The sequence below is a fragment of the Corynebacterium sp. HMSC077G07 genome, from assembly GCF_001809225.1.
Classification (GTDB): Bacteria; Actinomycetota; Actinomycetes; order Mycobacteriales; family Mycobacteriaceae; genus Corynebacterium; species Corynebacterium jeikeium_D.
This window is the reverse complement of sequence record NZ_KV796537.1, coordinates 115,669-142,251: the sequence shown is the minus strand read 5'-3', so window position 1 is coordinate 142,251 and position 26,583 is coordinate 115,669. Positions and strand designations below refer to the sequence as shown.

The following is a 26,583-nucleotide window of genomic DNA, read 5'->3' as shown; positions in this document are numbered from 1 at the left end:
TGCTCGCTTTACTTCTTAGAGTTCACAGCCGCAGACAGCACCCGACGGGCGATGTTCTCCGCAGCGTTACCATGTCCAATGTTGGCCAGGGCGCGGCGCCCGTCGGCAAGCTTTTCTGGGGACGTGACCAGCGGAATCACGATATCCGAAACTGATGCCGCAGTCAGCGACTCGTCGGCGATGAGAATACCGCCACCAGCATCGATGACATCGGTGGCGTTGAGCGCCTGTTCCCCATTTCCGTGTGGCAGCGGAACGTACACCGCAGGCAAGCCGACAGCTGAGACTTCAGCCACCGTCATCGCACCGGAACGGCACAAAATCAGGTCGGCGGCGGAGTACGCCAGATCCATCCGGTCGATGTACGGCACAGCGACATAGGGGGCGTCCTCGCGGATAGCCTCGACCTCGACGTGATTCTTCTTGCCGTAGGCATGCAGTACAGATACACCGGCGTTGGCGAGCTCTGCGGCTGCACCGGTAACAGCTTCGTTGATGGAACGTGCCCCCTGCGAACCACCGGTGACAAAGAGCACCGGACCCTCCTGCGGTAAACCGAAGAACTCGCGGGCTTCGGCACGCTTGGCGTCGCGGTCCAACGCCGCGAGACTGGCACGCACGGGATTGCCAACAACCTCGGCCTTCAGGCCAGAGCCAGTCACGGCAGCCAAACCGACGCCCCCGAGTGCGACACCGAGCTTATTGGCCAGGCCCGCACGGGCGTTGGCCTCGTGAACCAGGAACGGAATCTTCTTCCCCGCACGGCACGCCATGTAGGCCGGTGCCGATACGTAGCCACCAAAGCCGATGACCGCATCAGCGTCAATGCGCTTGAAAACCTTGCGGGTCTCACGCACCGCACGAGCGACGTTGAGAGGCAGCTTGAACAAATCCGCAGTCGGCTTGCGCGGCACCGGCACTGGCGGAATCAGCTCTAGGTCATAGCCTCGCGCCGGTACGAGGGTTGACTCCAACCCCCGATTCGTACCGAGTGCAATGACGCGGGCATCCGGCTGCAGTTTCAAAATCGCATCCGCTACTGCCAGTGCAGGTTCGATATGGCCAGCCGTACCACCGCCGGCCACCACAATGGTCGGAGCAGAGCCATCTTCCTTGAGAAACTGCTCAGACTCCGAAGCGCCTTTCGCCCCAGCGGCTGCGCCCAGATTCTTGTCTGCCATGGTGTTATCGATTCCTCCTCCGCGGTGCTGAACCGCCGTTCCTATTGTTTCGGCCCGGGCGCTGGCGCGAACGCGACTGTCCACCACGACCTTCGCCCCGAATCCTACTGCCCCGGCCTGAGCTTGACGACGACCAGGAGCCCTGTGACCGTCCAGTCCGCGGCGACCTCGCTGTAAAACCCCGCGTCCGTCCGTCGTCACTACGAGGGGAATAATCCACTTCGCGGCCACGAACACTGCCCGAGTTTCCGGAGCTTCCGGACGCTCGGAAGCCACGCTGCGGGGTGGCACCTCGGCCACTGCGGCTGCCTCCACTACGGCCGGCCCGGTTGGGTCGGTCAGCTCGGCCACTGTAGGTTTCCCGCACCTGCGCCCCCTCGCCACGTGGAGTACGCGCTCCACTGGTCACCACGGGCGGACCAAAGCGTTGCGGATCGCGATGGGCACGCACCTTCGGCGCGTGGCGACGCGATTCGTCATACGGGATTGGTTCCGGAATACCCAGGAACCTGTCCAGCCCCGGACGTCCCGAAGTCTGCATTGCAGAGACTGCCTCCGATTCGTGGCGGGCACATGTGGCCAGCAGACCCATCGAGAACAACGTCACCATCGCCGATGTACCACCAGCGGAAATCAGCGGCAGCTGCAGACCAGTCACTGGCAACGCACCAACGACGTAGCCGATGTTGATGAAAGCCTGCACCACGGTTGCAGCAGTAATCGTGCCCGCGAGCAGACGGAGAAACGGATCGTTCTGACGACCGGCGATACGAAGTCCCACCCAGCCGAGCGCTGCGTAGAGCAAAATAACCATCAGCGCGCCGAGAAAACCAGTCTCCTCACCGATAATGGCGAAAATGAAGTCATTCTTCGCCTCCGGTAGGTATCCCCACTTCGCGCTCGACTGACCGAGACCGACACCGGTGAGAGATCCGTCGGCAAGCGAAAGAAAGCCCTGGTAGGACTGGTAGGCATCTCCCTGCACATCGTTGAAGTTACCGAGCAGCGAGTCCAAGTAGACCCTGATTCGCGCCGAACGGAAACCCGCGGTGACGGTAAAAATCACCAGGGCGAACGCCGCAGCGGCAAGCAGCCCGGTGATGAATACTCGCGGCAGGCCAGCAAACCACGCCAACGCCACCACGACGAACGCCATGGAAGCAACCATGCCGAGGTCACGCTGCAGCATCACCAGTGCCAATACCACGAAGCTGACCGCACCGAACAGCCCGAACAAATCGGTATAGGACACAGCAGTGCGGACCTTTTCAGCCAGCAGCTTCGAACCCCACAGTGCCAGCGCAATTTTCGCGATTTCTGATGGCTGCATGGTGATACCACCAATACTCAGCCACGAACGCGCACCGGTTTCCTCCAGGCCGATGCCGATACCAGGGATAATCACCAAAACCAGCAGCACAAAGGACAAAATCAGCGCTGCTGTCGATAGCGAGCGAATCAATTCCACCCGCATTCGCAGCACGATCCACATGGAGATAAGACCCGCCACCACCATGACCAGCTGACGGATGAACACCGACCACACGCTGCCCGAGTCGTTACCCGCGCTGGCCATGGATGCCGACAGCACCATCACCAGGCCTATCGACGTCAGCAGCGCGACGATAATCATCAGTAGGTGGTAGTCGAACAGCGGACGCGACTTCCAGTCGTTAAAACGCTCCACCCACGCCGGCCGCTCTCGAGCACTAGAGCTAGACGACGAGGGCCGCTGTGAACTGGTAGCCTTCGTCCCCTTTTGTGCCGTCGCGGCACTAGCGCTTAAATTACGAGCCTTGCGGGAGTTATCCATCAGTTGACGTCACCTTCTGCGCCCATTGCGCGAACAAGTCGCCACGTTCAGCCATTCCGGAGTACATGTCCAAGCTGGCGGCAGCTGGTGCCAACAGCACCACATCCCCAGGGTTGGCATATTCACTAGCTGCCATACAGGCCTTTGCCATGGCATCAACCTTGTCGGTGTCATCAATGACAACGACCGGCACAGCAGGTGCGATGCGGGAGAGCGCATCGCTGACTAGTTGCCTATCGACGCCCAGAACCACGGCGGCCTGCAGGCGATGAGCATGCTTCGCCACTAGCGGAGAGATTTCCGCGCCCTTGAGCTGACCACCGACGATCCAAACGACACGCTCATGACCGGACAGTGCAGCGTCGGCAGCGTGGGGGTTGGTGGCCTTGGAGTCATCAATCCACACGACATCATTTGCCTTATGGACAATCTGACCGCGGTGTGCGCGAACTTCGAAAGTCTCCAATGCCGCTGCAATTTGCTCCGGTGAGGTACCGATACTGCGCGCCATCGCAGTGGCGGCCACCGCGTCGAGAACACCTGCCCGGCCGGGAGGAGAAATTCCCGCTACCGGTGCGATGACAATGCCCGGACCAGAGTCGTCAGCTGCGGCATCGCCGCCGCCAAAAGCGCGGTCGACAATCATGCCGTCGCGAACTCCGACCTGGTGTGCCTCCGGGGGACCATCGGTAAAGCCCACGACGGAGTTGCCGAGCTCGTCGTTTTTCAGCATCTTTTCCACGTGCTCGACGACATCTGCGTCATCCGCACCGTAGATTGCGACAGTACCGCGCAGCGCACGGGTCTTGTCCAGACCGTAGTTTTCGTAAGAACCGTGCCAGTCGATGTGGTCTTCCGCCAGGTTCAGCAGTACTCCCGCATCTGGGCGAATGTTTGGAGCCCAGTGCAGCTGGAAGCTGGACAGCTCTGCGGCCAAGACCTCGATACGAGGCTCAGCAGTCAGTGCGTCGTACAGAGCCACACCAATGTTGCCCACAGCTGCGCCCTGCTCCCCGAGCATGGCGGCCAGCATGGAGGTGGTTGTGGTCTTGCCGTTAGTGCCGGTGACTACCAGCCAGGTCCGTTTCGGACCCCACAGCTGGGCACAGTCGCCGGCGAAAGCCAACGCCACATCGCCGAATACCGGGACACCGGCCTCAGCGGCGGCGCCGAACAGCGGACTGGTCGGACGCCACCCCGGGGAGGTCACGATCGCAACCGCGTCGGCAAGCTCGTCGCGAGCGTCTGCGGTTGTGACATGCCGAACCGAAAAGTCAGCGGCAACCAGTGCGCCGAGCGCGGAGTCGTCCACGACGACAACTTCCGGACAGCCGATGTCCTTGAGCATCGCAATGGCACCGCGACCGGAAACTCCGGCTCCTGCCACCAGAACTCGACCAGAGCGCACCGTAGCGACTAAGTCGAGATTTCGGATATCGGTGAGGTTGGTCGGGTCTGGTGAGTTAATCATTGAAATACGCCTACCTGAGAGAGCCAGTCACTGTAGAAGATGGCTGCGCCAATCATGTTGAAAATGCCTGCGAGTAGCCAGAAGCGAACGACAACAGTTGTCTCCGCCCAACCTCCGTTTTCGAAGTGGTGATGGAGAGGAGCCATGCGGAATACGCGCTTGCCAGTCGTCTGGAAAACCGCGATCTGGATTGCCACGGAAGCAACTTCCATCACGAAGATGAAGCCAATGATAACCATCAGCAGCTCAGTCTTGGTGACAAATGACAGACCCGCTACCAAACCGCCAAGAGCCAGCGAACCGGTATCTCCCATGAAGATCTTTGCCGGCGCTGCATTCCACCACAGGAAGCCCAAACAGGCGCCCAGACCCGCGACGGAAATAACGGCGATATCCAGCGGATCGCGGACGTTGTAGCAACCGCTGCCCAGCGAAGCCTCGCAAGAGTTACGGAACTGCCAGAAGGAAATCAGCGTGTAGGTGGCCAGTAGCAGCGCGGTGGCGCCAGCGGCCAGGCCGTCAAGGCCATCAGTGAGATTGACGGCATTCGTCCATGCGGCAATGACGATGAAGACAAATACCAGGAAGACAATCATGCCGAACCACACAGGCCCCGGTGCCAGATTCAGGAACGGAATATCTCGAATCAGCGACAAGCTCGTCGAACCGGGAGTCAAGCCAGACGCATCCGGGAACTGCAGCAGCAGCACGCCGAAAATCAGTGCTGCCGCCAGCTGCCCAACCAGCTTCGCTGTCTTGTTCAGCCCCAGGTTGCGTCCTTTGTAGAGTTTGATGAAGTCATCGGCAAAACCCAATGCGCCCATCGCCAGAACAAGGAACATCACCAACAGACCGGAGGCGGACGGCCCCACGCCAGTCTGGATATACGTAACGAGGTGTGAGAGGAAATAGCCAGCGACGATTGCGGCGATGATGGCGATGCCGCCCATAGTCGGAGTTCCCCGCTTGCGCAGGTGGCTCTTCGGCCCTTCTTCACGAATCTCCTGGCCAAGACCTTCAGCAGAGAATTTGCGAATAAGCACTGGTGTTAAAAAGACACTCACCAGGAATGCAATCGCACCACTGAGAATAAGTTGAATCACTTACTTTTCCTCTCCGCTTTCACCTTCGGGCGTAGTCCCAACCTTGGCAGCCAGCGAGTCCGCGACCCGCCACATACCGTCCGCATAGGAGGCCTTGACTAACACCACATCGTCCGGACGCACCTCGTCCGCCACCAAATCCGCGGCAGTGGATGTATCCGGCACCCTAGAAGTATTTAACCCCAACTCTTCCGCTTTGTCGGCCAGGGCATGCACATTAGAACTCTCTCCGACTGCAATTAGTCGATCGATGCCGCGGCCCACAAGGTACTCGCCAAGCGACGAGTGCTCATCTTCAGCGGAATCACCAAGCTCACCCATCTGTCCCAGCACGGCCCACGATGAGGCGTCCTGGTGCGTTGGGCTAGCTGCTGTACGTGCCAGAGCGTCAATCCCCGCACGCATCGAATCAGGGTTGGCATTATAGGAGTCGTTAATTACGACGATATTGCCAGTGAGCTGCTGGACATCCATGCGCCGCTCTGACGCTGCCACATGCGCGGCCATCGCCTTTGTGACCTGCTCAGCATCAATACCGGACTCCACTGCCACCGCAATCGCCGCCAGGGCATTGGCCACTTGGTGCGCACCATAGACCTGCAGTTGGATCGGGAATGTACGCCCATCCGGTACATGCAGGTCAAAAGATGCACGAGCAAAATCATCGAGCTGCACATTCGTGGCGCGGTAATCCGCGGTTGCGTGGCGTTCGGAGTTCTCATCGGCAGAGAAGAACACCACCTTCGCCTGGGTACGCGGAGCCATGCCAGTGACGTAGTCATCGTCGGCATTGAGTACGGCCACACCGCCCTGCTCCGCAGCCGGCAGCGCTTCCACGAGCTCGCCCTTAGCCTGCGCGATTGCCTCGCGCGAGCCAAACTCACCAAGGTGCGCCGTGCCAACATTGAGCACCGCACCGATCGTCGGTGGCGCGATGCGCGCCAGGTGGGCCACATGCCCAATTCCGCGTGCGCTCATCTCCGCAACCAGGTACTTCGTCTCCGGAGTGCACTGCAGCACCGTGTACGGATGCCCAATTTCGTTATTAAACGACCCCTTCGGCGCCACCGTCGGACCGTCGGTACGCAGCAGCGTCGCCATCATGTCCTTCGTCGACGTCTTTCCCGCCGAACCCGTGACACCGACAACATGCAGCTGATCCTTCTTCAGCTCGTCGACGACGTAACGCGCCAACTTACCAAGCGCTTCCAGCACCGCCGCCCCGGAACCATCCGGATCGTGTGCAAATGCGTCGGCATTGGAGTCCTGCTTACCAAGGGGCTTGACGACGACCGCAGGTTGCCCAACATCTCGTGCCGCCAGTGCCATCGTCGCTCCAGCGGCCACAGCCTGATCGATGAAGTCGTGGCCGTCGACACGCGCGCCCGGCAGGGCGAGGAAGAGCGAGCCTTCGCGAATTTTTCGGGAATCGAATTCTGCGGGCTGAGTCACTGTGGCGTCATCATCGACGTGGACGAGTTCACCTCCCACGATGTGAGCGATTTCCGCGGCGGTCAGGGCAATCATGATGTCTATAGTCCTTGTTGGTTAGAGTTCCAGGCGCCTAGTAAAGGATGATTTCTTGATTTTATTCGCTTACCGCGAATGGTTCGCGGTAGGCATGTCAGGTGGTGCGCTTCCTCAGCGATTTCAGCAATCTCAATCAGCGGATCCCTCCAGTCGCTGTGTGAGTGCTTCGGCCAGCTGTTCACGGTCATCGAACGGGTGAATCACGCCACCGATATCCTGGCCGGTTTCGTGTCCCTTGCCAGCCACCACGATGCTGTCACCGCTGTGGGCGAGCTCGACGACACGGCGAATTGCCTGGCCGCGATCGCCGATTTCCTCAACAACCGTGTCAGAACTGGCCTTGCCGCTGGCAACGGCTTCCTTCGCACCGGCGACCACGGCCGCACGGATTTCAGAGGGCACCTCGGAGCGTGGGTTGTCATCGGTGATGATGACGACATCGGCACCGCATGCAGCCTCAGCTCCCATAATTGGACGCTTGGCACTATCGCGGTCGCCACCGGCGCCGACGACAACCAGCACGCGACCTTCGGTCTGTGCGCGCAATGTGGCCAACACCTCAGCTACTGCGGCTGGCTTGTGGGCATAGTCCACCACAGCCAGGAAGTCCTGTCCGCGGTCGATGCGCTCCATGCGGCCTGGCACACGCACCTGCGCCAGGCCGCTCTTGGCCGCGTCATTGGCATGCCCAATCGCATCGAGCACAGCCCATGCGACTGCGGCATTGGCAACGTTGAAAGCACCCGGCAGAGGAACTTCCACCTCAACTGTGTCAGTGTTGTTTCGCGTTAGCTCCACATGCTGGACACCGTTAGTGGCGACAGTGGCTGCAGCGGCGTGCCATTCTGCAAAGACCTCGGCAGCTGGCGTCTTGTCGGTTACGCGATGCTGAGTATGGACAGTGGTGACTTGGACATCCGGGTCGCCGGCAGCGATATCTGCCATGCGGACACCCCAGTCGTCGTCGATGCACACGACAGCCTTCGGTGCATGTGTCGGACCTTCAGGATCAAAGAGCTTGGCCTTGGCTTGGAAATACTCTTCCAAGGTCTTGTGGAAGTCCAGGTGATCCTGCGAGAGGTTGAGGAAACAGCCGACGTCGAAACTGACTCCGTCTACACGTCCCAACGACAGTGCGTGGGAAGAAACCTCCATGACAACGTGCGTCACACCCTCGGAGAGCATCTGGTGGAACAGGCGCTGGAGGGCTGGAGCCTCTGGGGTAGTCAGGCTCGACGGAACGGCACGGCCATTGATGCGCGTGCCGGTAGTACCAATGATGCCTGTCGAGCATCCAGCTGCCAGCAGCGCGCCCTCCAGCATGTAGGTCGTGGTGGTCTTGCCAGAGGTGCCGGTAACCCCAATGATGGTCAGTGAATCCGAGGGATGATCGTAGATTTCTGCAGCAACGTGCCCCATGACGGCCCGGACATCGTCGACAACCAGGACTGGGCGAGTCTCCCCTGCTTCCCGCAGGATTTTCAGACCTTCCTCATCAGTCAGGATCGCTGTAGCAGCCGACTGCTGCGCGTAGCGCGCACCATGCGTGCGAGTACCTGGGACGGCAGCAAACATTCCGCCTTCAGGCACTTCGGCAGCGTTGAGTTCGATCGCGGCGATATCCGCTCCTGCCGCCGCGGATTCGGTAATGCCGTCAAGTCGGCCATGCGCGAGGTTACACAATTTCGCAAGGGTGGCGGTCATTGGCTGTTCCCTCTTTCAAGTCAGTCGTTGGTGTACAACAAATTGGAAAAATTCAAGAGATTCACTTTGCAGAAACCAAAGTAATAAAAGTCTGTGTATTAGTGCTGTCGCGGTAACTTCATTGTGGTGGTGACCTCGTTACGGCTGCAGCAACAACTTGCCTTCGCGGGGTGGCGACGGCGGTACGTTGTAGCGGTTAAGCGCCCAAGCGGCGATGTCCTTAAACAGTGGGGCTGCTGACTGACCGCCGTCACCATGAACACCACGCTGGGGTTCGTCAAGCATGATGCCAATGACAAAACGGGGATCGTCGGCAGGCGCGATGCCTGCAAACGTGATGTAGTACTTGGAATTCGAGTACGCGCCGGTGTCGGGGTCAACCTTCTGCGCCGTACCTGTCTTGCCTGTGAGCGAATACCCCTCAATACTATTTCCGGCAGCGGTACCCGACTGCTGCCCCGTGGGATCAGACTGCATAACGCCTTCAAACATGGCGCGCACAGTTTGGGCGGTCTCCGGGCTAACCACACGCACTGTTTCCGGGCGCTCTGTTGCCGTCTTCGTGCCGTCCGGGGAAATTGTCGAACGAATCATACGCGGCGGGATGCGCTCGCCATCGTTGGCGATTGCCTGGAAAACTCCTGTCATCTGCAGCAGTGTCATGGCCATACCCTGACCAATGGGCAGGTTCGCAAATGTACCGCCGGACCACTGCGGACGCTGCGGCACCAAGCCGGAAGATTCACTGGGCAACTCGATACCCGTGGACTGCCCCAGCCCGAAGAGATGCAGCATCTCAGCGAAGCGGTCCTGACCCAAACGCTCTGCCAGCATTAGGGTGCCGACATTGGAGGACTTGCCGAATACACCGGTCGTCGTGAAAGCTTCCGTGCCGTGCTCCCATGCATCGCGCACGGTGACACCCGCCATATCAATCGTGCCCGGAACCTGCAGAACCTCATCCGGTGTGGTCTTGCCGTCTTCGATAGCGGCCGCTGCGGTAATAATCTTTGCTACAGAGCCCGGCTCAAATGGGTTCGATACAGCGGAGTTTCCGATAGTGCGCCCCTCTTCGAGCTCGGCCCCCATATCCTTATTCGGGTTAGCCGTGTCCGCCTGCGCCATTGCAAGCACTTCGCCGGTCTTCGCGTCGAGCACGACTGCCGACGCATCCTTCGCTCCCGAGTTGGCCTTCGCCTGGTTGACCTGCTGCTGGACAAAGTACTGCATGTCGAGGTCCAGGGTCAGCTCGTAAGTCGTACCGTCCACAGCTGCGTGGACATCGCGCGTGGATCCCGGGATTGCCACACCGTTAGAGGCGATATCAATGGTCTTGCCACCGTTAATACCCTGCAAAGTGGCATCACGAGAGGCTTCAAAGCCGAACTGGCCGACGCCATCCATGCCAATCTTGCCGATGACGTTAGCCGCCGTCGCCCCATTCGGGTACTGGCGAATATCCTGACGCTCCGCCACCAGTTCCGGATACTTTTCCACGATGGCAGCGGCCTTGTCCGGGTCGACATTACGCACGAGCACCTCATAGGTGCTGTCCTCATTGCGCAGCTTCTCCAGAATGTCCTTCGAGCTCACCCGGGACGGCGCGCTCATCACCGAGTTCTCCTCGGTTTCGGGTTCCGCTTGACGACGGCGACTGCTTCCCGACTTCTCCGCGTCGATGTCGGCCACGTCGAGTAGCTTCGGCAAATCCTTGGCGATCTGCTCGAGGCGTTCATCGTAGGTAGCGACATCATCCGGGCGCTGCTTATGGGCGTCCCCAATCCACTTGCGCAAAGTGTTCGGGTGAACGGTAATACTGCGTGCCTCCATAGTGAAGGCAAGCTGAGCTCCGTTACGATCGAGAATCGCACCGCGCCGAGCTGCATCAACAACTTCCACCGTGCGCTGATTCTGCGCCGCCGCCGACAGGTCAGGACCTGCGACGAGCTGCACCCAAGCCAAACGGGAGACCAGCACTACAACTGCGATAGCGCCTATAAACTGCAGCCAGTTGCGACGTCGGATGAAGTCCTTATTACTAATGCGCATTTTTTCGCGCGGGGGCACGCTTCGGTTGGTTTTAGCATCGAGCCCCCGGCTGCGCTGACCATCCCGAACGCGACTTTGGCCTCTGCGCTCACGGGATGTAATTCGGTAAGCACGTTCGCCGAAGTCATACCCCCCTCCACGGTTGGGGTAGTCGTCTTCAGATCGAATCATGCGCTAGTGCTTTCTACTAAGTCGATTCTCCCGCGCGCGATAACGTTAGGCGGTATTCCCTGCCATCGCGAGTACTGAATTAATTAGTCTACAGTCGACTGACCAGAAACAGTGGAACCGCCAGAATATCGGACAGTTGGCCAGTTTGGCCCAGTTTGTTTTCTAAGTTCCTACGGTGCTGGAGCTGGCTCGGGTGCCGGAGCTTCCGGTGCTTCCGGCGCCGCGACTGGCGCTTCTGGGGCTGGCGCTGGCGCTTCAGCCTCAGGCGCGGGTGCCGGAGCCGGCGCAGGTGCTGGTGCGGGCTCATGGTTCTGCGGCGCATACGGAGCGGTTGCCGGCAACCCGTTCGGACGTGGGTGCGCTTCCTCAATGGCCGGTGCCTGCATCCCCGGAACATTCTCGGTGTCCTTCGGGTTCGACGACGGCGCATGCGGAACATTCGGCGACTCACTGTTGAGGTCGATAATCTTCTGCTGCTTCTCATCGCCCGGTCGCACTTCCACGACCTTGCCTTCCGGATCAGTCGTCAAAACGGCAGGCTGCTCCGGATTGACCATGCCCTCTTCCACAGCACGCTGCGCGATAGCACCGGTTGACTTCATGTAAGCAACATCCCGCTCGAGCACCTCCAGCTGGTTACGCAGCTCCTTTTCCTTGGTCTGCGCAGCATCCAGCTGCAAGGATGTCGAGGTCGAAATACCCGACAGCCACATCGCCGCCACGATTCCGGCAACGACGAGAATGATCATCACGGCCGCACCGGCAAACTTGTGGTTATCCCTCGAGGACGTCGTAACGCGACGCCCACGCACCGAGATGACCTGCTGAGAACCTGTGCGCCCAAACCGCCTGCGCTGATAAAGATCCTGTTTCGTGCGGGCGCTGCGACCGCGCTGACGAGTCTTCGTCTTGGCACCGGCGACGGTTGCAGATGCGCCGCGGGAGGTGCGCCGGGTGGGGGCGTGCTCCGTGATTGTCGTTGCCATGCTCGAAAGTTCTCCCAGTACTTAGATCGTTAAGGGTGCGTTTGGTGCGGTTGAAAGGTTTGGGTCAATCGGCTCGAATTCGCTCGATACAGCGAACTCTCACCGGTGCGGCTCGGGGGTTGTCTTCGATCTCGCTTGCCGACGCCTTCTCCGCACCTCTCGTGATGAGAGCAAAGTGCGGTTCATGCCCCGGAAGCTCCATCGGGAGCCCCGGTGGGGTTGTCGACTTCACGCGCTCCGCAAAGTCCTTCTTGACGATGCGGTCTTCCAGACTCTGGTAGCTCATGAACACTGCACGCCCATCGACTGCGAGTGCATCGCAGACCTGCGGCAGCACATTTTCCAGAGCTTCAAGCTCACGATTTACCTCGATACGAAGAGCCTGGAACGTACGCTTGGCCGGGTGTCCGCCCTTACGACGAGATGCCGCCGGAATGGTTTCGTAGAGCAGCTCAACCAGACGACCGGAGGTCGTAAACGGTTCCTTTTCCCGCTCACGCAGGATTGCCGAGGCAATCTTGCCGGCGAAGCGCTCGTCGCCGTAAGTCGATAGGATACGCGCGATATCACCGTGCGAATAGGTATTGAGCACATCCGCTGCGGTAATCCCCTGGCTTGCATCCATGCGCATGTCCAGCGGGGCGTCGACTCGGTAGGCGAATCCACGATTGACCTGGTCAAGCTGCATCGAGGAAACACCGAGATCGAAAAGCGCACCTGCAATGCCCTTCTCAGCGGCGCGGGCGAGAATGTCCTCCGCGCCACTGCCACCAGCGGCTGCAGGAATCTCACCACTGAGCACCTCGGCGAGCGAATCGAAACGCACACGGAAGGATACAAAGCGATCACCGAAGCGCGCGAGACGTTCTTCTGCCCCTCGCAATGCATTGTCATCGCGATCGAGTCCAACAACGCAGAGCTTCGGGAACTGCTCCAACAGGTATTCCGTGTGTCCACCGGCACCAAGAGTGCCGTCGACAACTACTGCGTCGTCACCCAGCGCCTCGATGCCCGGGCGCAACAAATCAGTCACTCGATGAAGCAAAACGGGGACATGACCAAACTCGCCGGACTTGCGATCATCCGTAGGTACCGATCCGTTCATTTCCCCTCCTCACCGGGTATGTTCGCACTGGTCAGAGAATCTATCGAGTGTATTCCCGGTTTGCTTAACGACGAGTGCCGCGCCAGCAACCAGACCGCACCTCATGAGCAGTACTGGGAATGCTGCTATCAGTGCTTAAAACAAAAAGCGGGGATGTTCACAGGGCCCCGCCTGACAGAACCTGGTATCGGGGAAGTACACCAGGGGCTATCAGGCAGAGTCCATGCGGACATTCCCTCTTTTCGGTTATTCCATGCGGTTTATAAAACGCCGAACAGCGAGTCATCCTCACCTTCGGAGAAATCAGCTTCATGCTCCGCCTGGTAGGCCTCCCAGGACTCTTTGTCCCAGATCTCCAGAAAGTCAATAGAGCCGATAACCACGCACTCCTTGGAGAGATTCGCGTACCGACGGTGATCCATCGATAACGTGATTCGCCCCGAACCATCGGGCCGCTGCTCATCGGTGCTCGCCGCAAGATTTCGGATGAAAGCTCGCGCCTTGGCATTCGTACGAGAGGCCTTAGTAGCCCGCTGAGCTAATTTGACGAACTCCTCTTTCGGATACACCGCCAGAGAATGATCCTGTCCCTTAGTGACCATCAGGCCACCTGCGAGATCCTCGCGGAACTTCGCCGGCAACGTCAGGCGCCCTTTGTCATCAAGCTTCGGCGTGTAGGTGCCCAGAAACATGCGTCACTGGCCTCCTATCCCCGTGTCAACCTCAATGTCAACGCACAAACGCTTACCAAATTCAGGGATTTAGGCGTTGCCTTCAAGCAGAGCCAGAGGGCTGCGCTTTACCGCAGTGCCAAAATCTCGCCAAACCTTAAGCGCAAATCGGATATTCACTTCTGCAATGTTGACCAACCTCAATCAACATCACGCCCCACTTTACCCCACTATCTGCCACTATCAACACAAGAAGGAGAAAAATAGTCACAGCATCAGCTCAACCCCGCCGCCAGGACATCCATTTTAACCCAATTGACCTGGGCTTTTAAAGAATCACCTCGACAATTAAAGCGCGAATAAAAAGTGGGGCACCCACCCGCGACCACGCCGATAACGACGCCACACCAACCACATTGTTAACAGAAAGCAGTTTACGCCCCACTACCCACCACTTACCTGCTAAAAACCATCCAGATTCAACCTGGTCGCCAGACTTAGTGCGTTGACCTGCAATTTTGTGTCGCCAGAGCCAAACTTTCGGAGATACCAACAACGACCGCAGATAAGAATTCCTCCATCCCAATAGCTAAGTGGGGGAAAGTGGGGACTCGGGGTGGGGCAAAGTGGGTGAGATCTTGTGGAGACGATTCACGTCTAGAAAAACAAAAAAGTGAGGGCAAGCCATCGCTGGCTTGCCCTCACTTGTTAATTCTTGAGGTTTATCCCCTAACGCCCCTCGAAGCGGCCACGGAAACGCGATTCCAACGTGGAATCACCAGAGGAGCCACGGCTACCCGAGGTCCCTCGACGACTCTTTGCCGCCCCGGACTTAGACTTTCCAAAGCTCAGCCCCGAAGCAGAACTAGCCTTCTCCTGCTTACCGGCGCCGGTCAGAGCCCAAACGCCGGAACCGAACATAAGGCCAAAGCCGGCAACCGATAACACAATGAACCAATTGCTCACAGAGAAAAGAGCGACGCCGCCAATCAACATCAGCAGACCGAGGAGCATGAGCGCAAAAACCTGGATGGAAAACCCACGAGGTGCGCTGTTTTCCTCCGGAAAGCTGAACGCATTTCCGGCCATCGTCGAACTAAATTTAGGATCCTCAGCGTAGAGTGCAGACTCGATTTCGTCGAGCATCCGCTGTTCGTGCTCAGATAGTCCCACAATTCCTCCATCGCCTACTTGAGCATTGCCCACCGCGATACTGGCGAGCCTTGACCCCTCAACTAACAATGCCGATACAACAAAGTTAATTACAGGCCACGTGCTGCTAACGCGGCGTCCGTTAGCTTCATTCTTACCCCTTCAACGGGCGACTCACCTCTATTGTTCCATGAATCCGAACAATCCCCCATTTATTTAGGAAAGCAACGCTCTAACACGCCCCCACCGGCTTACGCAGCCGCGGACAGAACACCCAGCTCAGCCCGGACAGCCCCCAAGAATGCACAACTTAAATCCCACAACTCCTGCGCCCGCCGAGAGTCAATGCGACGCGAAATACCCAACCGGACTTCCTCACGCAGCGCGGTGAACTGCTCAAACTTGGTGACCCAGCTATCAAATTCGGGCTGCTCTTTCTTTAAACGCAACCAGGCACTCTGTGTTGCCGAACGACGACGCTTAACTACCGAGCCCGAACGAGCGCCCGAGCCAGAACCCCCAGCCACCGACACATCGTCGCGATTCAACAGCGCGCCTGCGCAACGCAGCGCCGCACAGTAGGAAAGCTCCAACATCTCATCAGAGCTGGCATTCCAAGCATTCGCTAGCAGAGCCTCTGCCCGCCCCAGCAGCTCCAGCGATTGCCTTGAGACACCGACCGGGGCGACCAAACCCGACTGCGAAATCGCCCTAAACTCCACCACGTTCGACCTTGCCACCACCCTGCTTCTCCTTTCACACAGCATTCACATGAGCACGGATTTTCCGCTTCCCCTTAGCGGGATTGACTGCAATCTATCCCCAACCCCGGACTACGCCAGGCATACTTTCGCACAACTGTTCGACTCGATGTTATTGCAGTAATCTCACAACTAAGTTCGTCTAAGTCGCTAATCTGGTCACTGTGAAATACAGCGTGGTTCCGATGACAGCAGGAGACTTCAATCTCCGCCTGCAAGAAGCAGTGGCTCTCTACATCACCGCGATGCAGTACAACCCCGCGATCTTGCCCGGTCGTCTCCACGAATGGCAGAAGCAAACCACTCAACCCGGCTTCATGGCTGCTGCAGCCATAGCTCACCCCGAAGAGCTCTCCCCTGCCCACGCTCTCCGCGACCCGCGCTGCAGGTTGGTCGGCATCGGCTACTGCCGTACAGGATTGGACACGCACTGGTGGTATCGCCAGGTAAGAGATGGACTGCTCATGGACGGGCGCTCGCTACCGGACGTCGTCAAGCTCTTGGGCAACTACGCCGAACTGTCTGAGATTCACATTCACCCCAGCTTTCAGGGGCGGGGACTCGGTAAACGGTTGCTCCACGAGTTGGTCGATTCCCGCCCGGAGACGCGAGTTCTGTTGTCAACCCCGGAATACCCGAATGAGGCCAATAGGGCATGGCAGCTCTACCGCCAATTTGGTTTCAAAGATGTTTTAAGGAACTTTTATTTCACAGGGGACTCTCGTCCCTTCGCAGTTCTAGGAGTAGATCTTCCCCGTGACATCATCACCGAGTGAACCTTCCACACCACGTCAACGACTTTCGCCTCTGCGCATTGCCACAGCAATGGCCGGAATTGCCGCCATCTTGCCGCTCAGCGGCTGCTTTGACGCACAGGCTGGCATTACCATTTCCGGCGACGACAGAGTCTCGGGCACAATTCACGTAACACCCACGGAGGAAGTCCGTTCCCAATTTGAGCAGTGGCAAGTACCGGAAGATCTCTCCGACCGCGTCTCGCAGGGAGTAATCGACTCCTCCACAGGAAAGATGGAAGTCTCGTTCAACGAGCTGCACTTCATTGAACTCACCGATACGCTCCGACAGCTTTCCGACGATCGCGTAGACATCGACCTAGACCGTACCGGTGGCGGCAAGATTTCGATGAACGGCCACATGGATTTGACTCACCTGCCCGGCGCGAAGGTTGATTTCGTCGTCGCGTTCCCGGAGCAGGTTACTGACTCCAATGGCCGCCAGACCGAACCGAACAAGGTGGAATGGCAGCTCGCCAGTGGCGAGAACCATAATGTATGGGCTTCGTCGCCGGCTGGATCCACCAAGCGGAATCAATTCCTATTATTTGCCGGTGTGACCACAGCCGCCGGTGTCCTAGCCTCAGTGCTAGGTGTCCTGTGGGCGCGAAGAGTTCGCGACATGCAGGACTTTTAGCAATTAAAAACCGCCGCGCAGCATATCCTGGCCGGTGCCCCATTCGGGCGCCATGCCGAGGTTGTGCAAAACTTCCTGGGAGGCGCGAGCGAAGTTCATAGTCATAAAGTGCAGCCCCGGCACGCCTTCGGCGATGAGCCGCTCTGCCATGTTGGTCGAAAACTCGATACCAATCTTGCGAATCTCATCTTTATTGGCCTGCTCGTCACCATCTGCTGCCTTAATCAGGCGTTCCTCCAAATCGGATGGCAACTGTGCCCCGGAGAGCTCAACCTGCCTGCGCACTGAGCGCAGCGATGTAATCGGCATCAGCCCCGGAATGATGGGCTTGGCACCGTGCACTGGGTCGGCTTCCACCAGGCGGTCTCGAAGGCGCAAGTAGTGCTCAATATCGAAGAACATCTGCGTAATCGAGTATTCGGCTCCCGCGCGCAGCTTGGCCAGCGTGTACTGCGTGTCATGGTCCAAATCCGGCGAGCGGTAATGTCCCTCCGGGAACGACGCAATGCCGATTTCAAATTTCTCGAACTCCGGCTCGGCCTTAATTAGCTCAATCAGTTCGCTGGCGTAGTGCAGACCGCCCTCGGTCTCCACCCAAGGGCCAAGCGGGTCTCCCGGCGGGTCACCACGCAGAACGAGCAGATTCGTCAGCCCCGCGCTGAGATAAGAGCGCAGGATTTCCCGCAGCTCGTCGACAGTGTGCTCTACCAATGTCAGGTGCACAAGCGTTGTAAGCGGCTGCCTCGAAACGCGCTGGGCGATTCGCAGGGTGCGGTCGCGGCTAGAACCACCGGCGCCGTAGGTCACGGATGCAAAGGAGGCACCAAGATCATGGAAAGCCTCAGCTGCTCGGAGAAGACGTTCCTCGGCCGCGTCGTCACGCGGGGGCATGAACTCGACCGAGAAGGGAATACTGCCCGCGCTCGGCATTGAAAGCGCCTGGCGGATTGTCACTTGGCGGCCTGGCGACAGTGGCATTGTTGAGGACATAGTCACTCATACTAAGCGGTGTCCTATTCTTGAGTCAGCATTACCCGTCATCGACGAGAGGCTCACATGAGCGAAGAACTGGATTTGGCCGCGCTACAGCCCCGCGAAGTACCAGCTACTGTTACCAAAACGCTGGAGAATTACCTCAAAAGCCGTGGCGACGATGTCGCGTCGGTCGATGCGGTGTACACCGAGGCCATAGATTCGCTCCACTCCTTCGTCCTCAATGGGGGCAAGCGCGTGCGTCCAGCCTTCGCCTGGCAGGGGTGGTTGGGGGCAGGCGGCCTCGAAGGCCGTTTCTCCCCAGCCGAGGATTCCCTGGCTGTGATGAACGCGGTGAGTGCCTTGGAACTCATTCAAGCCTGCGCACTCATTCATGACGACATCATCGATGACGCTGATACGCGCCGTGGCGCACCGACTATCCACAAGGTATTCGAGGCCAAGCACGAGGCCAATAGCTGGAATGGAGCCGCCGACCGCTTCGGTATTTCCGCCGCGATTCTCATTGGCGATGTCGCCCTGACCTGGGCTGATGACATGATGCACTCTTCAGGCCTCAGCTCGGAGGCGCTAACCCGCGCACTTGTCCCCTGGCGGGCGATGCGCACTGAAGTACTTGGCGGCCAACTGCTCGATATCACGGCCGAAGCCAGCCGGGACAGTCGCGTCGAGACCGCTGAGAAAATCAATCTGTTCAAGACCGCCGCCTACACCATCGAGCGGCCGCTCCACATTGGTGCTGCGATTGCCGGCGCCCCAGCGGAATTGGTTGAGGCCTACCGCAGCTTCGGCCGCGATATCGGTGTGGCATTCCAGCTCCGCGACGATCAGCTGGGTGTTTTCGGCGATCCCGAAGTCACGGGCAAGCCTGCCGGCGATGACCTCCGCGAGGGCAAGCGAACCGTACTGGTCGGCCAGGCTTTAAGCCTCTACCTCGATTCCGCACCTGAAAAGGCCCGCTTTATCGATGAACGCCTGGGAGCGGTCTCGTCTGCTGCAGATATTGATGAGCTACGAAATCTCATCGCTGATTCCGGCGCTGCCGATGCCGTCGAACGTGAAATTGACCGCCTGACCAGCCGCGCTTTCTCCACTATCGAGAATGCCGACCTGCCTGCAACGTCGCGCGAGAACCTCATTGCTATGGGCGTTCGCGCCACCGCTCGTCAGCATTAGACCAGGTGTTGCGTAGTCATGCCCGCTGCTTCCCCCACTCGTGCCCCCATTAATTCCCCGCGTCTGCGACGTGCGGTCACTCGTCCTCATAAGGGCTCCAAACCACGACTGACCATCATCGGCGCAGGCCTGTCCGGACTTACCGCCGCGCTCTACGCCATCGCCGATGGCTACGATGTCACCGTTGTCGAGCGGGGAAGTTTCGTCGGCGGACGCTGCGCCAGTGAACCCATCACAGTCGATATCGACGAGCAATCGCTCACCGCAGTCTTCGACACTGGCGCAACTGTATGGACCATGCCCTCGCTTGTCGACGATGCCCTCGCCGCCGTCGGCCTCTACGCGCGCGATATCGACCCGGGTTTTTCGGCCTCCCCAATCACGCCCACCTACCGTGCGGAATTTGCCACCCGCGGCGGACTCGACGTGTTTTCCAACGAAGACATGATGGCCGATGAACTCGCGCGCTTCGGTGCCTCTGACTCCACCGTCGCCGGTTACCGCAAACTTCGCACGTGGCTGCAAACTCTCTTCAATGCCTGCTTCGACAACTTCATGTCCCGCAGCTTTGACCGCGTTACGGACCTATTCACCGGGCCCGGCGCGCTTCGCGACCTCACTACGCTCCTCCGACTCGGTGCCTTCGGCGCCCTCGAACCTAAGATTCGTGCCTTCCTCGGAGATAATGATCTCGCTCGCGTTTTCAGCTTCCAGGCGCTTTACGCAGGTGTGCCTCCCGCTAAGGCCCGTGCGGTCTACGGCTGCATTTCCCACATGGATACCTCGATGGGGGTTTACTATCCGCACTCCCCCGCATTTGGTTCGGGTATAGGCGCCGTCAGCGAGTTGCTCGCCGAGGCCGTCCGTCGAGCTGGCGGAACCATCGACTTCGGCGTTGATGTCACTGGGCTGAAAGTTGACGAAGCAGGCTTTGTCTCCGCCATCACCACGGCAACTGGCGAGCGTCCCACCGATGCCGTCATCGCTACGACCGATTTACCTGTGGTGCAGAGCTGGCTTCACGACGCGGCTACCTCTGCCGCCGGTAGCTCATCGAAGCGGCGAGGCCTTCGGAGCGTCGTAAAGCGGACGGGAGCGCGACGGTTGTTCCCAGTTCGATTTTCTCCATCGGCGGTGGTGGCGCACGGGCTGATTCCGGTTTCGGAGACTGCGACGTGGCCGAAGCGGCATCACCTGATTTCGTTTGGCGAAAAGTGGAACGAAACCTTTGAGGAGATCTCGTCACCGCGTCATGGAAAGCTAATGTCGGACCCATCATTGCTGGTCACCCGGCCTGCGGTGAGCGCGCCGGAGCGTATTGTCACAGATGCGAACGGCGTGCAGTGGGAGCCCGTCAGTGTGCTCGCGCCGTGCCCCAACTTGCAGTCGGCCAATCTGATCTGGTCACGAATCGGTGGGGACTACGTTGCGAAAATAACCGCTGAGCTGGAGCGGCGCGGACTGACCGGGATTTCTACGAAGTGGCGAGTCGGTCGGATCGATACCCCTCAGCAGTGGCAAGAACGCGACATGGGCGTTGGCTCGCCGTTTGGGCTGGCGCATCTGTTCCGACAGACGGGGCCGTTCCGTCCCCGCAACTTCTCTCCGAAGATGCCAAAGAATCTGACGCTGGCGGGATCGACGACGGTGCCGGGGGTTGGCGTGCCGACGGTCATGATTTCGGGACGACTTGCGGCACAGCGGTTTGAAACGCCTTAGCTCATGAATGTCTCCCGGATGTCTGCCGGTGGTCACTGACCAACTAGGATTAATGCATCAGCAATGTATCGATTGTTTAGGTTGACATGAATTTATCGCGGAGTGCTCAGCTGGGTGTCTACGGTGGCATCCTCATTGCTCTGGGCTCCTACGGTTCCGGTGCGAATCGCTACCGTGGCGGCCTTGTCCACGCTCTGGGACTCGACTGGATCACCTACGGTCACGGTCAGATTTTCTGTGAGATTGTGATTTGGGTAGGTATCGCCCTGCTGCTTATCTCGTGGCTGCGCATCGGGCGGGAACTGCTGTTCTCGAAGGGGACCATCCGGGACATTGTGGCCGGTTCTGCCCATGATGGCGACGCAGCAGACGCTGCGGTTCCAGCGAACGCTGGCGGCGATGAGTCCACGTTGCGTCGGTTCAATTCAATCCTGATGGCCTGGGCAATTCCCCTCGCGCTGGCCGCACCGCTGTTCTCTCGCGATGTCTATTCGTATCTCATGCAGGGCGCGATGGTCCGCGATGGGTTTGATCCCTACACTGAGGGAGCTGCAGCCAATCCAGGGCCGATGCTGCTGGAGGTATCCGCAGATTGGCGGAATACCACCACCCCGTATGGCCCGCTGCATCTGGGAATTGGCGAGGTCATCACGCGGATTGTCGGCGACAACATCACCGTCGGCGTGATTCTCTACCGCATTGTGTGTCTGCTGGGCTTCGCCGCCATTGTCTGGTCGATCCCGCGAATCGCCCGGGAGCTTGGAGCAAATCCGGCTTTCGCACAGTGGCTCGGTGTGCTCAATCCACTGGTGCTACTGCATCTGATTGCGGGTATGCACAACGAGGCACTGATGGTCGGATTGGTCAGCCTGGCACTAGTCGCCGCACTGCACATGGAGCGCATGCGGGGTGGCCTGGTCGCTGCTGTCCTCATCGGAATTGGCGTCGCGCTGAAAGCCACCGCTGTCCTGGCGCTGCCCTTCGTCGTGTGGATTGTGTTGACCAGGCGCGAGCCCATCGCCACGGTTCAAGAGATGCTGCGCAAGATTCCGGCGATTGCCGGTGTGGGCATCGTGTTGGTCGCAGTTTGCGTCGGCACGCTTGCAGTGGTGACGTGGCTGACCGGCTCGAGCTGGGGCTGGATTTCCGAGATCAGTGGCAATACCAAGGTGATTAACCCCCTGGCAGCACCGTCAGCGGTCGCTGGTGTGATCTCGGGCGTCACGGCGTGGTTCAACGACGACATCGGTTTCAATGTCATCGTCAGCCACACACGCGTGGTCTCCTCCATCATCATGCTGGTGGGACTCGTGATCTCCTGGTTCTACTTCCGAGCCACCCCTCGTAACAATGTCGCTGGCATGATTGCCGCCTACGTGGTGGCCTGCGTATTTAATGCCGTGGCACTTCCCTGGTACTACGCCAGCTTATTGACTCCCATGGGAACGATTCGCCCGCCACGATGGGTGGTTCAAGGCACCGTGTTGTTCACATTCATCCTGTCGCTGTCCTTCGCCGGCGGCGGCAATCACCGCTTCTACGACGTGCCCTGGATGGTTATCATTACCGTTCTCGGCTGGCTGGCCGTCGGCTGGCTGACCACTGGAAAATTCAGCTGGAAGTACCCGTGGCGTGACGATAAAACCGCCGCAGACACGGATTCCACGGTGGCGCCCCTGTCGCGGTCGACCGAGGTCGCATAGTTGTCCATGCCCACCCCACAGCCTCTCTCGACCATCGCGCTGCCACAGTCCTACGAGCTCTGCCGCGATATTATGGCCTCCCACGGTCGCACGTATTCCCTGGCCACGCGACTATTGGCACCCCGCCAACAGCGTGCGGTGTGGTCTCTCTACGCCTGGGCACGCATCGTCGATGACTACGTCGACTGCCCCGCCGACGCCGACCGCTCCCCCACGCACATCGAAGCCACGGTCACACGTTTAAGCGAGCTTTTCCACTCAGCTGTCGTCATCGGTTCGCTTGACGACGTCCACCGCGACCGCGACCGTGCCGTCATCTCGGCGGCCGCACAGACTTTTCGCGACTACGACATCGATCCACAGCTCTCTGCGGACTTTGTTCACTCCATGTTGATGGACGTGCCCGACACATCGTGCCACATTGCGCATTTTGAAACATGGGAGCAACTCGACTCGTATATGTGGGGCTCCGCAGCAGTCATCGGCCTTGAGATGATGCCCATCCTAGGCACCCGCGCAGGGGTCTCCCGCGAGGAAGCCACTCCCTACGCAGAGCTCCTGGGAAAAGCCTTTCAGGTGACGAATTTCCTCCGCGACATCGCCGAGGATTTTCGCCGTGGCCGTATTTACCTACCACTGAATGAGTGGGAGGCCTTCGGAGTGGGTACCGAGGAGATCGGCTACTGTGCCGCCACGGGACAGACGACCCCGGCGGTACGTCAGGCATTGGCCTTCTTCATCGCTCGCAACCGCGCACTCTATGCCGAAGCCAGCAGCGGCGTGGACATGTTAGAGGTGCCAGGGCGTCAGGCTATCCGTGCCGCGGAGATTCTCTACTCAGACATTCTCGGCGAAATTGAGCGCATGAACTACAACGTCTTTGCGCAACGCGCTCAAGTGGGACGCGCTCGAAAAGCAAAAATCGCCCTCCCGCTGCTTTTCACAGCAGTGGCCGGGCGATTACGACAGGAGCTATCGCGGGCGTAGGACGGCGGGCGTAGGACGCCGTCCGGGTCTTTACAACGCCATAGCCTGTGCGCGGCGCATTACTTCGCGTGCAAGGTGACCGTGCAGGGCGTCCACCGGACGTCCAGGCAGAGATTCATCTTCGGTGAATAGCCACTCCAGCGTTTCTTCTCGCGTGTAGCCGCCGTCGGCAAGCAATGCGAGTGCGCCAGGTACAAAACGCGCGACCTCATCATCTTCAAAGAAGCGGGCGGGAATTTGTGCAATGCCGTCGCGGTGGACTGCAATAAGGCGACCCTCCTGCAGCAACGCGTGAATTCGAGTGACGGTGACGCCAATGAGGTCAGCGGCATCGGGCAGCGCAAGAGTGGGTTCGTCGGCGCTCAGGACATCGTGGCAAGTTGGAATCTTTCTCACACTGGTCACTTTAGCGCGTTGGCCTTGCAGTAGGTACGTCCCCATATACTTATTAGAAGCAACTGATTGGAACAGGGAAGGCTGGTTTATGTCGCAGCTTGTCGAGGGGCAGATTCTCGATGGTCGCTACCGCATCGGAGCCACCATCGCACACGGTGGCATGAGCACCGTGTACTGCGCCACCGATTTGCGGCTCGATCGCAGGGTGGCCGCAAAGGTCATGGATCCGCGTTTTGTCGACGACGAGTCTTTCCGCATCCGCTTCGAACGTGAGGCCCGCGCGGTCGCGCACCTCAATGACGAGTCGCTTGTCAACGTCTACGACCAGGGCACGGACCCGGCGGGGCATGTTTTCCTCATTATGGAATTCGTCGACGGTGGGACCCTCCGCGAACTGCTCCGTCAGCGCGGTCCGATGCCTCCGCATGCAGCTGCCGTCGTGATGCGCTCAGTTCTGCGCGCCCTATCGGTGGCGCATTCCCGCGGCATGGTGCACCGAGATATCAAGCCGGAAAATGTGCTGATTGCCTCGGACGGGCGAGTGAAGCTGGCGGACTTCGGTCTAGTGCGCGCGGCCGCTGATGCCAAGGTGACCTCTAACTCGGTCATCGTCGGCACCGTCGCTTATCTGGCTCCGGAGCAGGTCACGGGTGAATCCATCTCCCCTGCATCCGATGTGTATGCGGCGGGTATTTTGCTCTTTGAGCTGCTTACCGGCACCACGCCATTCATCGCCGATTCTTCGCTCGGCGTTGCCATGAAGCGATTGAACGAAGATGTCCCGCCACCCTCGGAGTTCATCGACGGCGTTCCCGAGGAGTTCGACGAGTTGGTCGCCCGCGCTTGTTCCCGCAGGCCGGAGGATCGGTTTGAGACGGCCGAGGAATTCGGTGACGCACTCGAAGACATTGCGGACAAACTCGCGCTGCCACCATTCCGCGTGCCGTCGCCCGTCAATTCAGCAGCCGCCAACGCTGCCGCCATGGAGGGGCTCACAGAGGACTTCCACCGACCGGGCAACGACCATTTCGATGACAGACACGGCACCGCAGAGACGGCACCCGAGCGCTTCGGTCACGACGGCTATGGCTTCTCGACGGACGCACCCGGTAGCCCCGTTTCTTCCCGACCACCGGGACCACCAAACGTTTTCGATGATTTCGACGACCCGGATGCGGGGCGGACACGCACTTTCGATCGCTATGACGAGTACAACCCCCCTGGCTGGGAATCCCCGGAGCCGTCTGGTGGAGCTCTCGTACCAGCCGACGTTCCAGGCGCTCCGGAATATCCGCTGCCGCCGGACACTCAGGGCCCACAGCACCCACAGCATCCGCAGCCGCGATCTGCTCAGACTCAGACGCCTAAGAGCCGTCGAGCTACCCGACAGCGGACGCGCCGTGGATGTGCATTGTGGCTGATTATCGCCCTGGTTGCCACGTTGGGCATGGGGCTTGGCGCGTGGTGGCTGGGCTCTGGCCGTTACGGCGAAGTGCCCTCTATCACTGGGCTGTCGCAACCACAGGCGATGACCGCAATCAGTGAGGCGGGCTTTGAACCGGTGGTTGATGAGCGCTACGACAACGATGTCGCAGTGTCCCAGATTATTGGCTCGGACCCCCTGGCTGGAGCGCGGGTTGTCCGCGGTGATGATGTTCGCGTGCTGGTCAGCCTCGGCCGCCCGACTGTGCCCGCATATCCCGCGAACCACTCAAAGGAAGTGTTCAGTGCTGCCCTAGCTAAGCGGACGTTGAAAGAAGAGGTCGGAGACCCCGTCTTTTCCGATGATGTCTCCACCGGCGGCTTGGTATATGCGGTTCCTGCTCCAGGACAGACCGTCGAAGTTGGCTCAGTTGTGACTGTGCATTACTCCAAGGGGCCAGCACCGGTGAAGGTGCCAAAAATCGTGGGGCTTCAAGAGGATGAAGCTCGTGAGCTGTTGAGCAAGGCCGGGCTGGAAGTCCGGGAGGTATCGGCGGAGTTCTCCTCCTCTGCTGAGCCGGAAGAGGTTCTTTCCGTGTCTCCTGAGGAAGGCACTGGCCTCGAACGCGGTAGTTCTGTGACGTTGACCATTAACAACGGCATCGAAGTGCCCAATGTAGTGGGCAAGTCGGAAGATACTGCTCGCCAAATACTGCAGCGCGAGGGCATTGAGGTAAGCGAAGTAAAGGACGCGTCCTCCTCCTCGCGCGACTACGGCCGTGTCGACGCAGTCTCACCGAGTGCAGGTCGTCTGGTTAACCCCAATGATGCGACTGTCACGCTGACCGTGTCCAGAGCAGTGAAGGTTCCGCAGCTGCTGGGTAAAACTGTTGCGCAGGCACGTCGTGAAGCGGAGAAACAGCATCTTCAGCTCGACATCGACGGCTCTGCGAACGATGACGATCGCATCGTATTGCAGTCACCCCGACCGGGCGCTAAGGCCACGGCGGGTGACAGCATTTCGGTCAGCACTCTGTAAAAAAGTGCGGCGCTCTACTG

Annotated in this window: 21 protein-coding genes; 7 read left to right on the top strand and 14 right to left on the bottom strand. The window is 59.3% G+C overall.

Going from position 1 to position 26,583, the window contains the following annotated elements; translation table 11 throughout:
* Positions 1-8: 8 nt before the first annotated feature.
* The 12 genes from murG to HMPREF2562_RS07345 form a co-directional block, all read right to left on the bottom strand.
* Positions 9-1,181 (bottom strand): undecaprenyldiphospho-muramoylpentapeptide beta-N-acetylglucosaminyltransferase, encoded by a 1,173-nt coding sequence (gene murG, locus HMPREF2562_RS07400; RefSeq protein WP_016422999.1) that lies wholly within the window; start codon positions 1,179-1,181, stop codon positions 9-11.
* A gap of 4 nt (positions 1,182-1,185) precedes the next feature.
* The gene (gene ftsW / locus HMPREF2562_RS07395; protein ID WP_049190464.1) at positions 1,186-2,994 is read right to left on the bottom strand and encodes a putative lipid II flippase FtsW; all 1,809 of its coding nucleotides are present in this window, start codon (positions 2,992-2,994) and stop codon (positions 1,186-1,188) included.
* Positions 2,987-4,465, bottom strand: a complete 1,479-nt coding sequence (murD, locus tag HMPREF2562_RS07390) for a UDP-N-acetylmuramoyl-L-alanine--D-glutamate ligase (RefSeq protein ID WP_049190466.1) — start codon at positions 4,463-4,465, stop codon at positions 2,987-2,989. Before murD ends, ftsW begins: the two co-directional genes overlap by 8 nt.
* Entirely contained in the window at positions 4,462-5,568 is a 1,107-nt protein-coding gene (mraY, locus tag HMPREF2562_RS07385) for a phospho-N-acetylmuramoyl-pentapeptide-transferase (protein WP_016423002.1), read from the bottom strand. The genes murD and mraY overlap by 4 nt, the downstream gene beginning before the upstream one ends.
* Positions 5,569-7,095: a UDP-N-acetylmuramoyl-tripeptide--D-alanyl-D-alanine ligase gene (gene murF, locus HMPREF2562_RS07380; protein ID WP_070549816.1), complete on the bottom strand. Its 1,527-nt coding sequence runs from the start codon at positions 7,093-7,095 to the stop codon at positions 5,569-5,571.
* A gap of 132 nt (positions 7,096-7,227) precedes the next feature.
* Positions 7,228-8,802, bottom strand: a complete 1,575-nt coding sequence (locus HMPREF2562_RS07375; RefSeq protein WP_049190471.1) for a UDP-N-acetylmuramoyl-L-alanyl-D-glutamate--2,6-diaminopimelate ligase — start codon at positions 8,800-8,802, stop codon at positions 7,228-7,230.
* A 138-nt stretch (positions 8,803-8,940) separates the two neighbouring features.
* The gene (locus HMPREF2562_RS07370; protein ID WP_049190475.1) at positions 8,941-10,851 is read right to left on the bottom strand and encodes a peptidoglycan D,D-transpeptidase FtsI family protein; all 1,911 of its coding nucleotides are present in this window, start codon (positions 10,849-10,851) and stop codon (positions 8,941-8,943) included.
* Positions 10,852-11,192: 341 nt separating this feature from the next.
* Positions 11,193-12,008, bottom strand: a complete 816-nt coding sequence (locus HMPREF2562_RS07365; protein WP_049190478.1) for a cell division protein FtsL — start codon at positions 12,006-12,008, stop codon at positions 11,193-11,195.
* Between the two features lie 64 nt (positions 12,009-12,072).
* Positions 12,073-13,113 (bottom strand): 16S rRNA (cytosine(1402)-N(4))-methyltransferase RsmH, encoded by a 1,041-nt coding sequence (gene rsmH, locus HMPREF2562_RS07360; protein WP_070545614.1) that lies wholly within the window; start codon positions 13,111-13,113, stop codon positions 12,073-12,075.
* 260 nt (positions 13,114-13,373) lie between these two features.
* Positions 13,374-13,805, bottom strand: coding sequence for a division/cell wall cluster transcriptional repressor MraZ (mraZ, locus tag HMPREF2562_RS07355; protein WP_005510286.1), 432 nt, complete (start codon positions 13,803-13,805; stop codon positions 13,374-13,376).
* 708 nt (positions 13,806-14,513) lie between these two features.
* Positions 14,514-14,957 carry a DUF3040 domain-containing protein gene (locus HMPREF2562_RS07350; protein ID WP_016423008.1) on the bottom strand — a complete coding sequence of 148 codons (444 nt, stop codon included), beginning with the start codon at positions 14,955-14,957 and terminating at the stop codon, positions 14,514-14,516.
* 230 nt (positions 14,958-15,187) lie between these two features.
* Positions 15,188-15,676: an SAV_6107 family HEPN domain-containing protein gene (locus tag HMPREF2562_RS07345; RefSeq protein ID WP_049170259.1), complete on the bottom strand. Its 489-nt coding sequence runs from the start codon at positions 15,674-15,676 to the stop codon at positions 15,188-15,190.
* Between the two features lie 206 nt (positions 15,677-15,882).
* Here HMPREF2562_RS07345 and HMPREF2562_RS07340 point away from each other — a divergent pair, with 206 nt between their 5' ends.
* The gene (locus HMPREF2562_RS07340) at positions 15,883-16,473 is read left to right on the top strand and encodes a GNAT family N-acetyltransferase (RefSeq protein WP_049170258.1); all 591 of its coding nucleotides are present in this window, start codon (positions 15,883-15,885) and stop codon (positions 16,471-16,473) included.
* Positions 16,454-17,128 (top strand): LppM family (lipo)protein, encoded by a 675-nt coding sequence (locus tag HMPREF2562_RS07335; protein ID WP_049170257.1) that lies wholly within the window; start codon positions 16,454-16,456, stop codon positions 17,126-17,128. The genes HMPREF2562_RS07340 and HMPREF2562_RS07335 overlap by 20 nt, the downstream gene beginning before the upstream one ends.
* 3 nt (positions 17,129-17,131) lie before the next feature.
* On the opposite strand, the gene metF is transcribed toward HMPREF2562_RS07335, so the two are convergent.
* Positions 17,132-18,118 (bottom strand): methylenetetrahydrofolate reductase [NAD(P)H], encoded by a 987-nt coding sequence (metF, locus tag HMPREF2562_RS07330; protein ID WP_016423012.1) that lies wholly within the window; start codon positions 18,116-18,118, stop codon positions 17,132-17,134.
* 66 nt (positions 18,119-18,184) lie between these two features.
* Here metF and HMPREF2562_RS07325 point away from each other — a divergent pair, with 66 nt between their 5' ends.
* From HMPREF2562_RS07325 to HMPREF2562_RS07310, 4 genes are all read left to right on the top strand, one after another.
* Positions 18,185-19,297 (top strand): polyprenyl synthetase family protein, encoded by a 1,113-nt coding sequence (locus HMPREF2562_RS07325; RefSeq protein WP_049170256.1) that lies wholly within the window; start codon positions 18,185-18,187, stop codon positions 19,295-19,297.
* Positions 19,298-19,315: 18 nt separating this feature from the next.
* Positions 19,316-21,016: a phytoene desaturase family protein gene (crtI, locus tag HMPREF2562_RS07320; protein ID WP_048731199.1), complete on the top strand. Its 1,701-nt coding sequence runs from the start codon at positions 19,316-19,318 to the stop codon at positions 21,014-21,016.
* Between the two features lie 86 nt (positions 21,017-21,102).
* Positions 21,103-22,719: an alpha-(1->6)-mannopyranosyltransferase A gene (locus tag HMPREF2562_RS07315; RefSeq protein ID WP_049190488.1), complete on the top strand. Its 1,617-nt coding sequence runs from the start codon at positions 21,103-21,105 to the stop codon at positions 22,717-22,719.
* A 6-nt stretch (positions 22,720-22,725) separates the two neighbouring features.
* Positions 22,726-23,706 carry a phytoene/squalene synthase family protein gene (locus HMPREF2562_RS07310; protein ID WP_016423016.1) on the top strand — a complete coding sequence of 327 codons (981 nt, stop codon included), beginning with the start codon at positions 22,726-22,728 and terminating at the stop codon, positions 23,704-23,706.
* 30 nt (positions 23,707-23,736) lie between these two features.
* Here the strand turns inward: HMPREF2562_RS07310 and HMPREF2562_RS07305 are convergent, their stop codons facing one another.
* Positions 23,737-24,111 (bottom strand): Rv2175c family DNA-binding protein, encoded by a 375-nt coding sequence (locus HMPREF2562_RS07305; protein WP_005510311.1) that lies wholly within the window; start codon positions 24,109-24,111, stop codon positions 23,737-23,739.
* A 79-nt stretch (positions 24,112-24,190) separates the two neighbouring features.
* Here HMPREF2562_RS07305 and HMPREF2562_RS07300 point away from each other — a divergent pair, with 79 nt between their 5' ends.
* Entirely contained in the window at positions 24,191-26,563 is a 2,373-nt protein-coding gene (locus HMPREF2562_RS07300; RefSeq protein ID WP_049190490.1) for a PASTA domain-containing protein, read from the top strand.
* Positions 26,564-26,583: the final 20 nt, after the last annotated feature.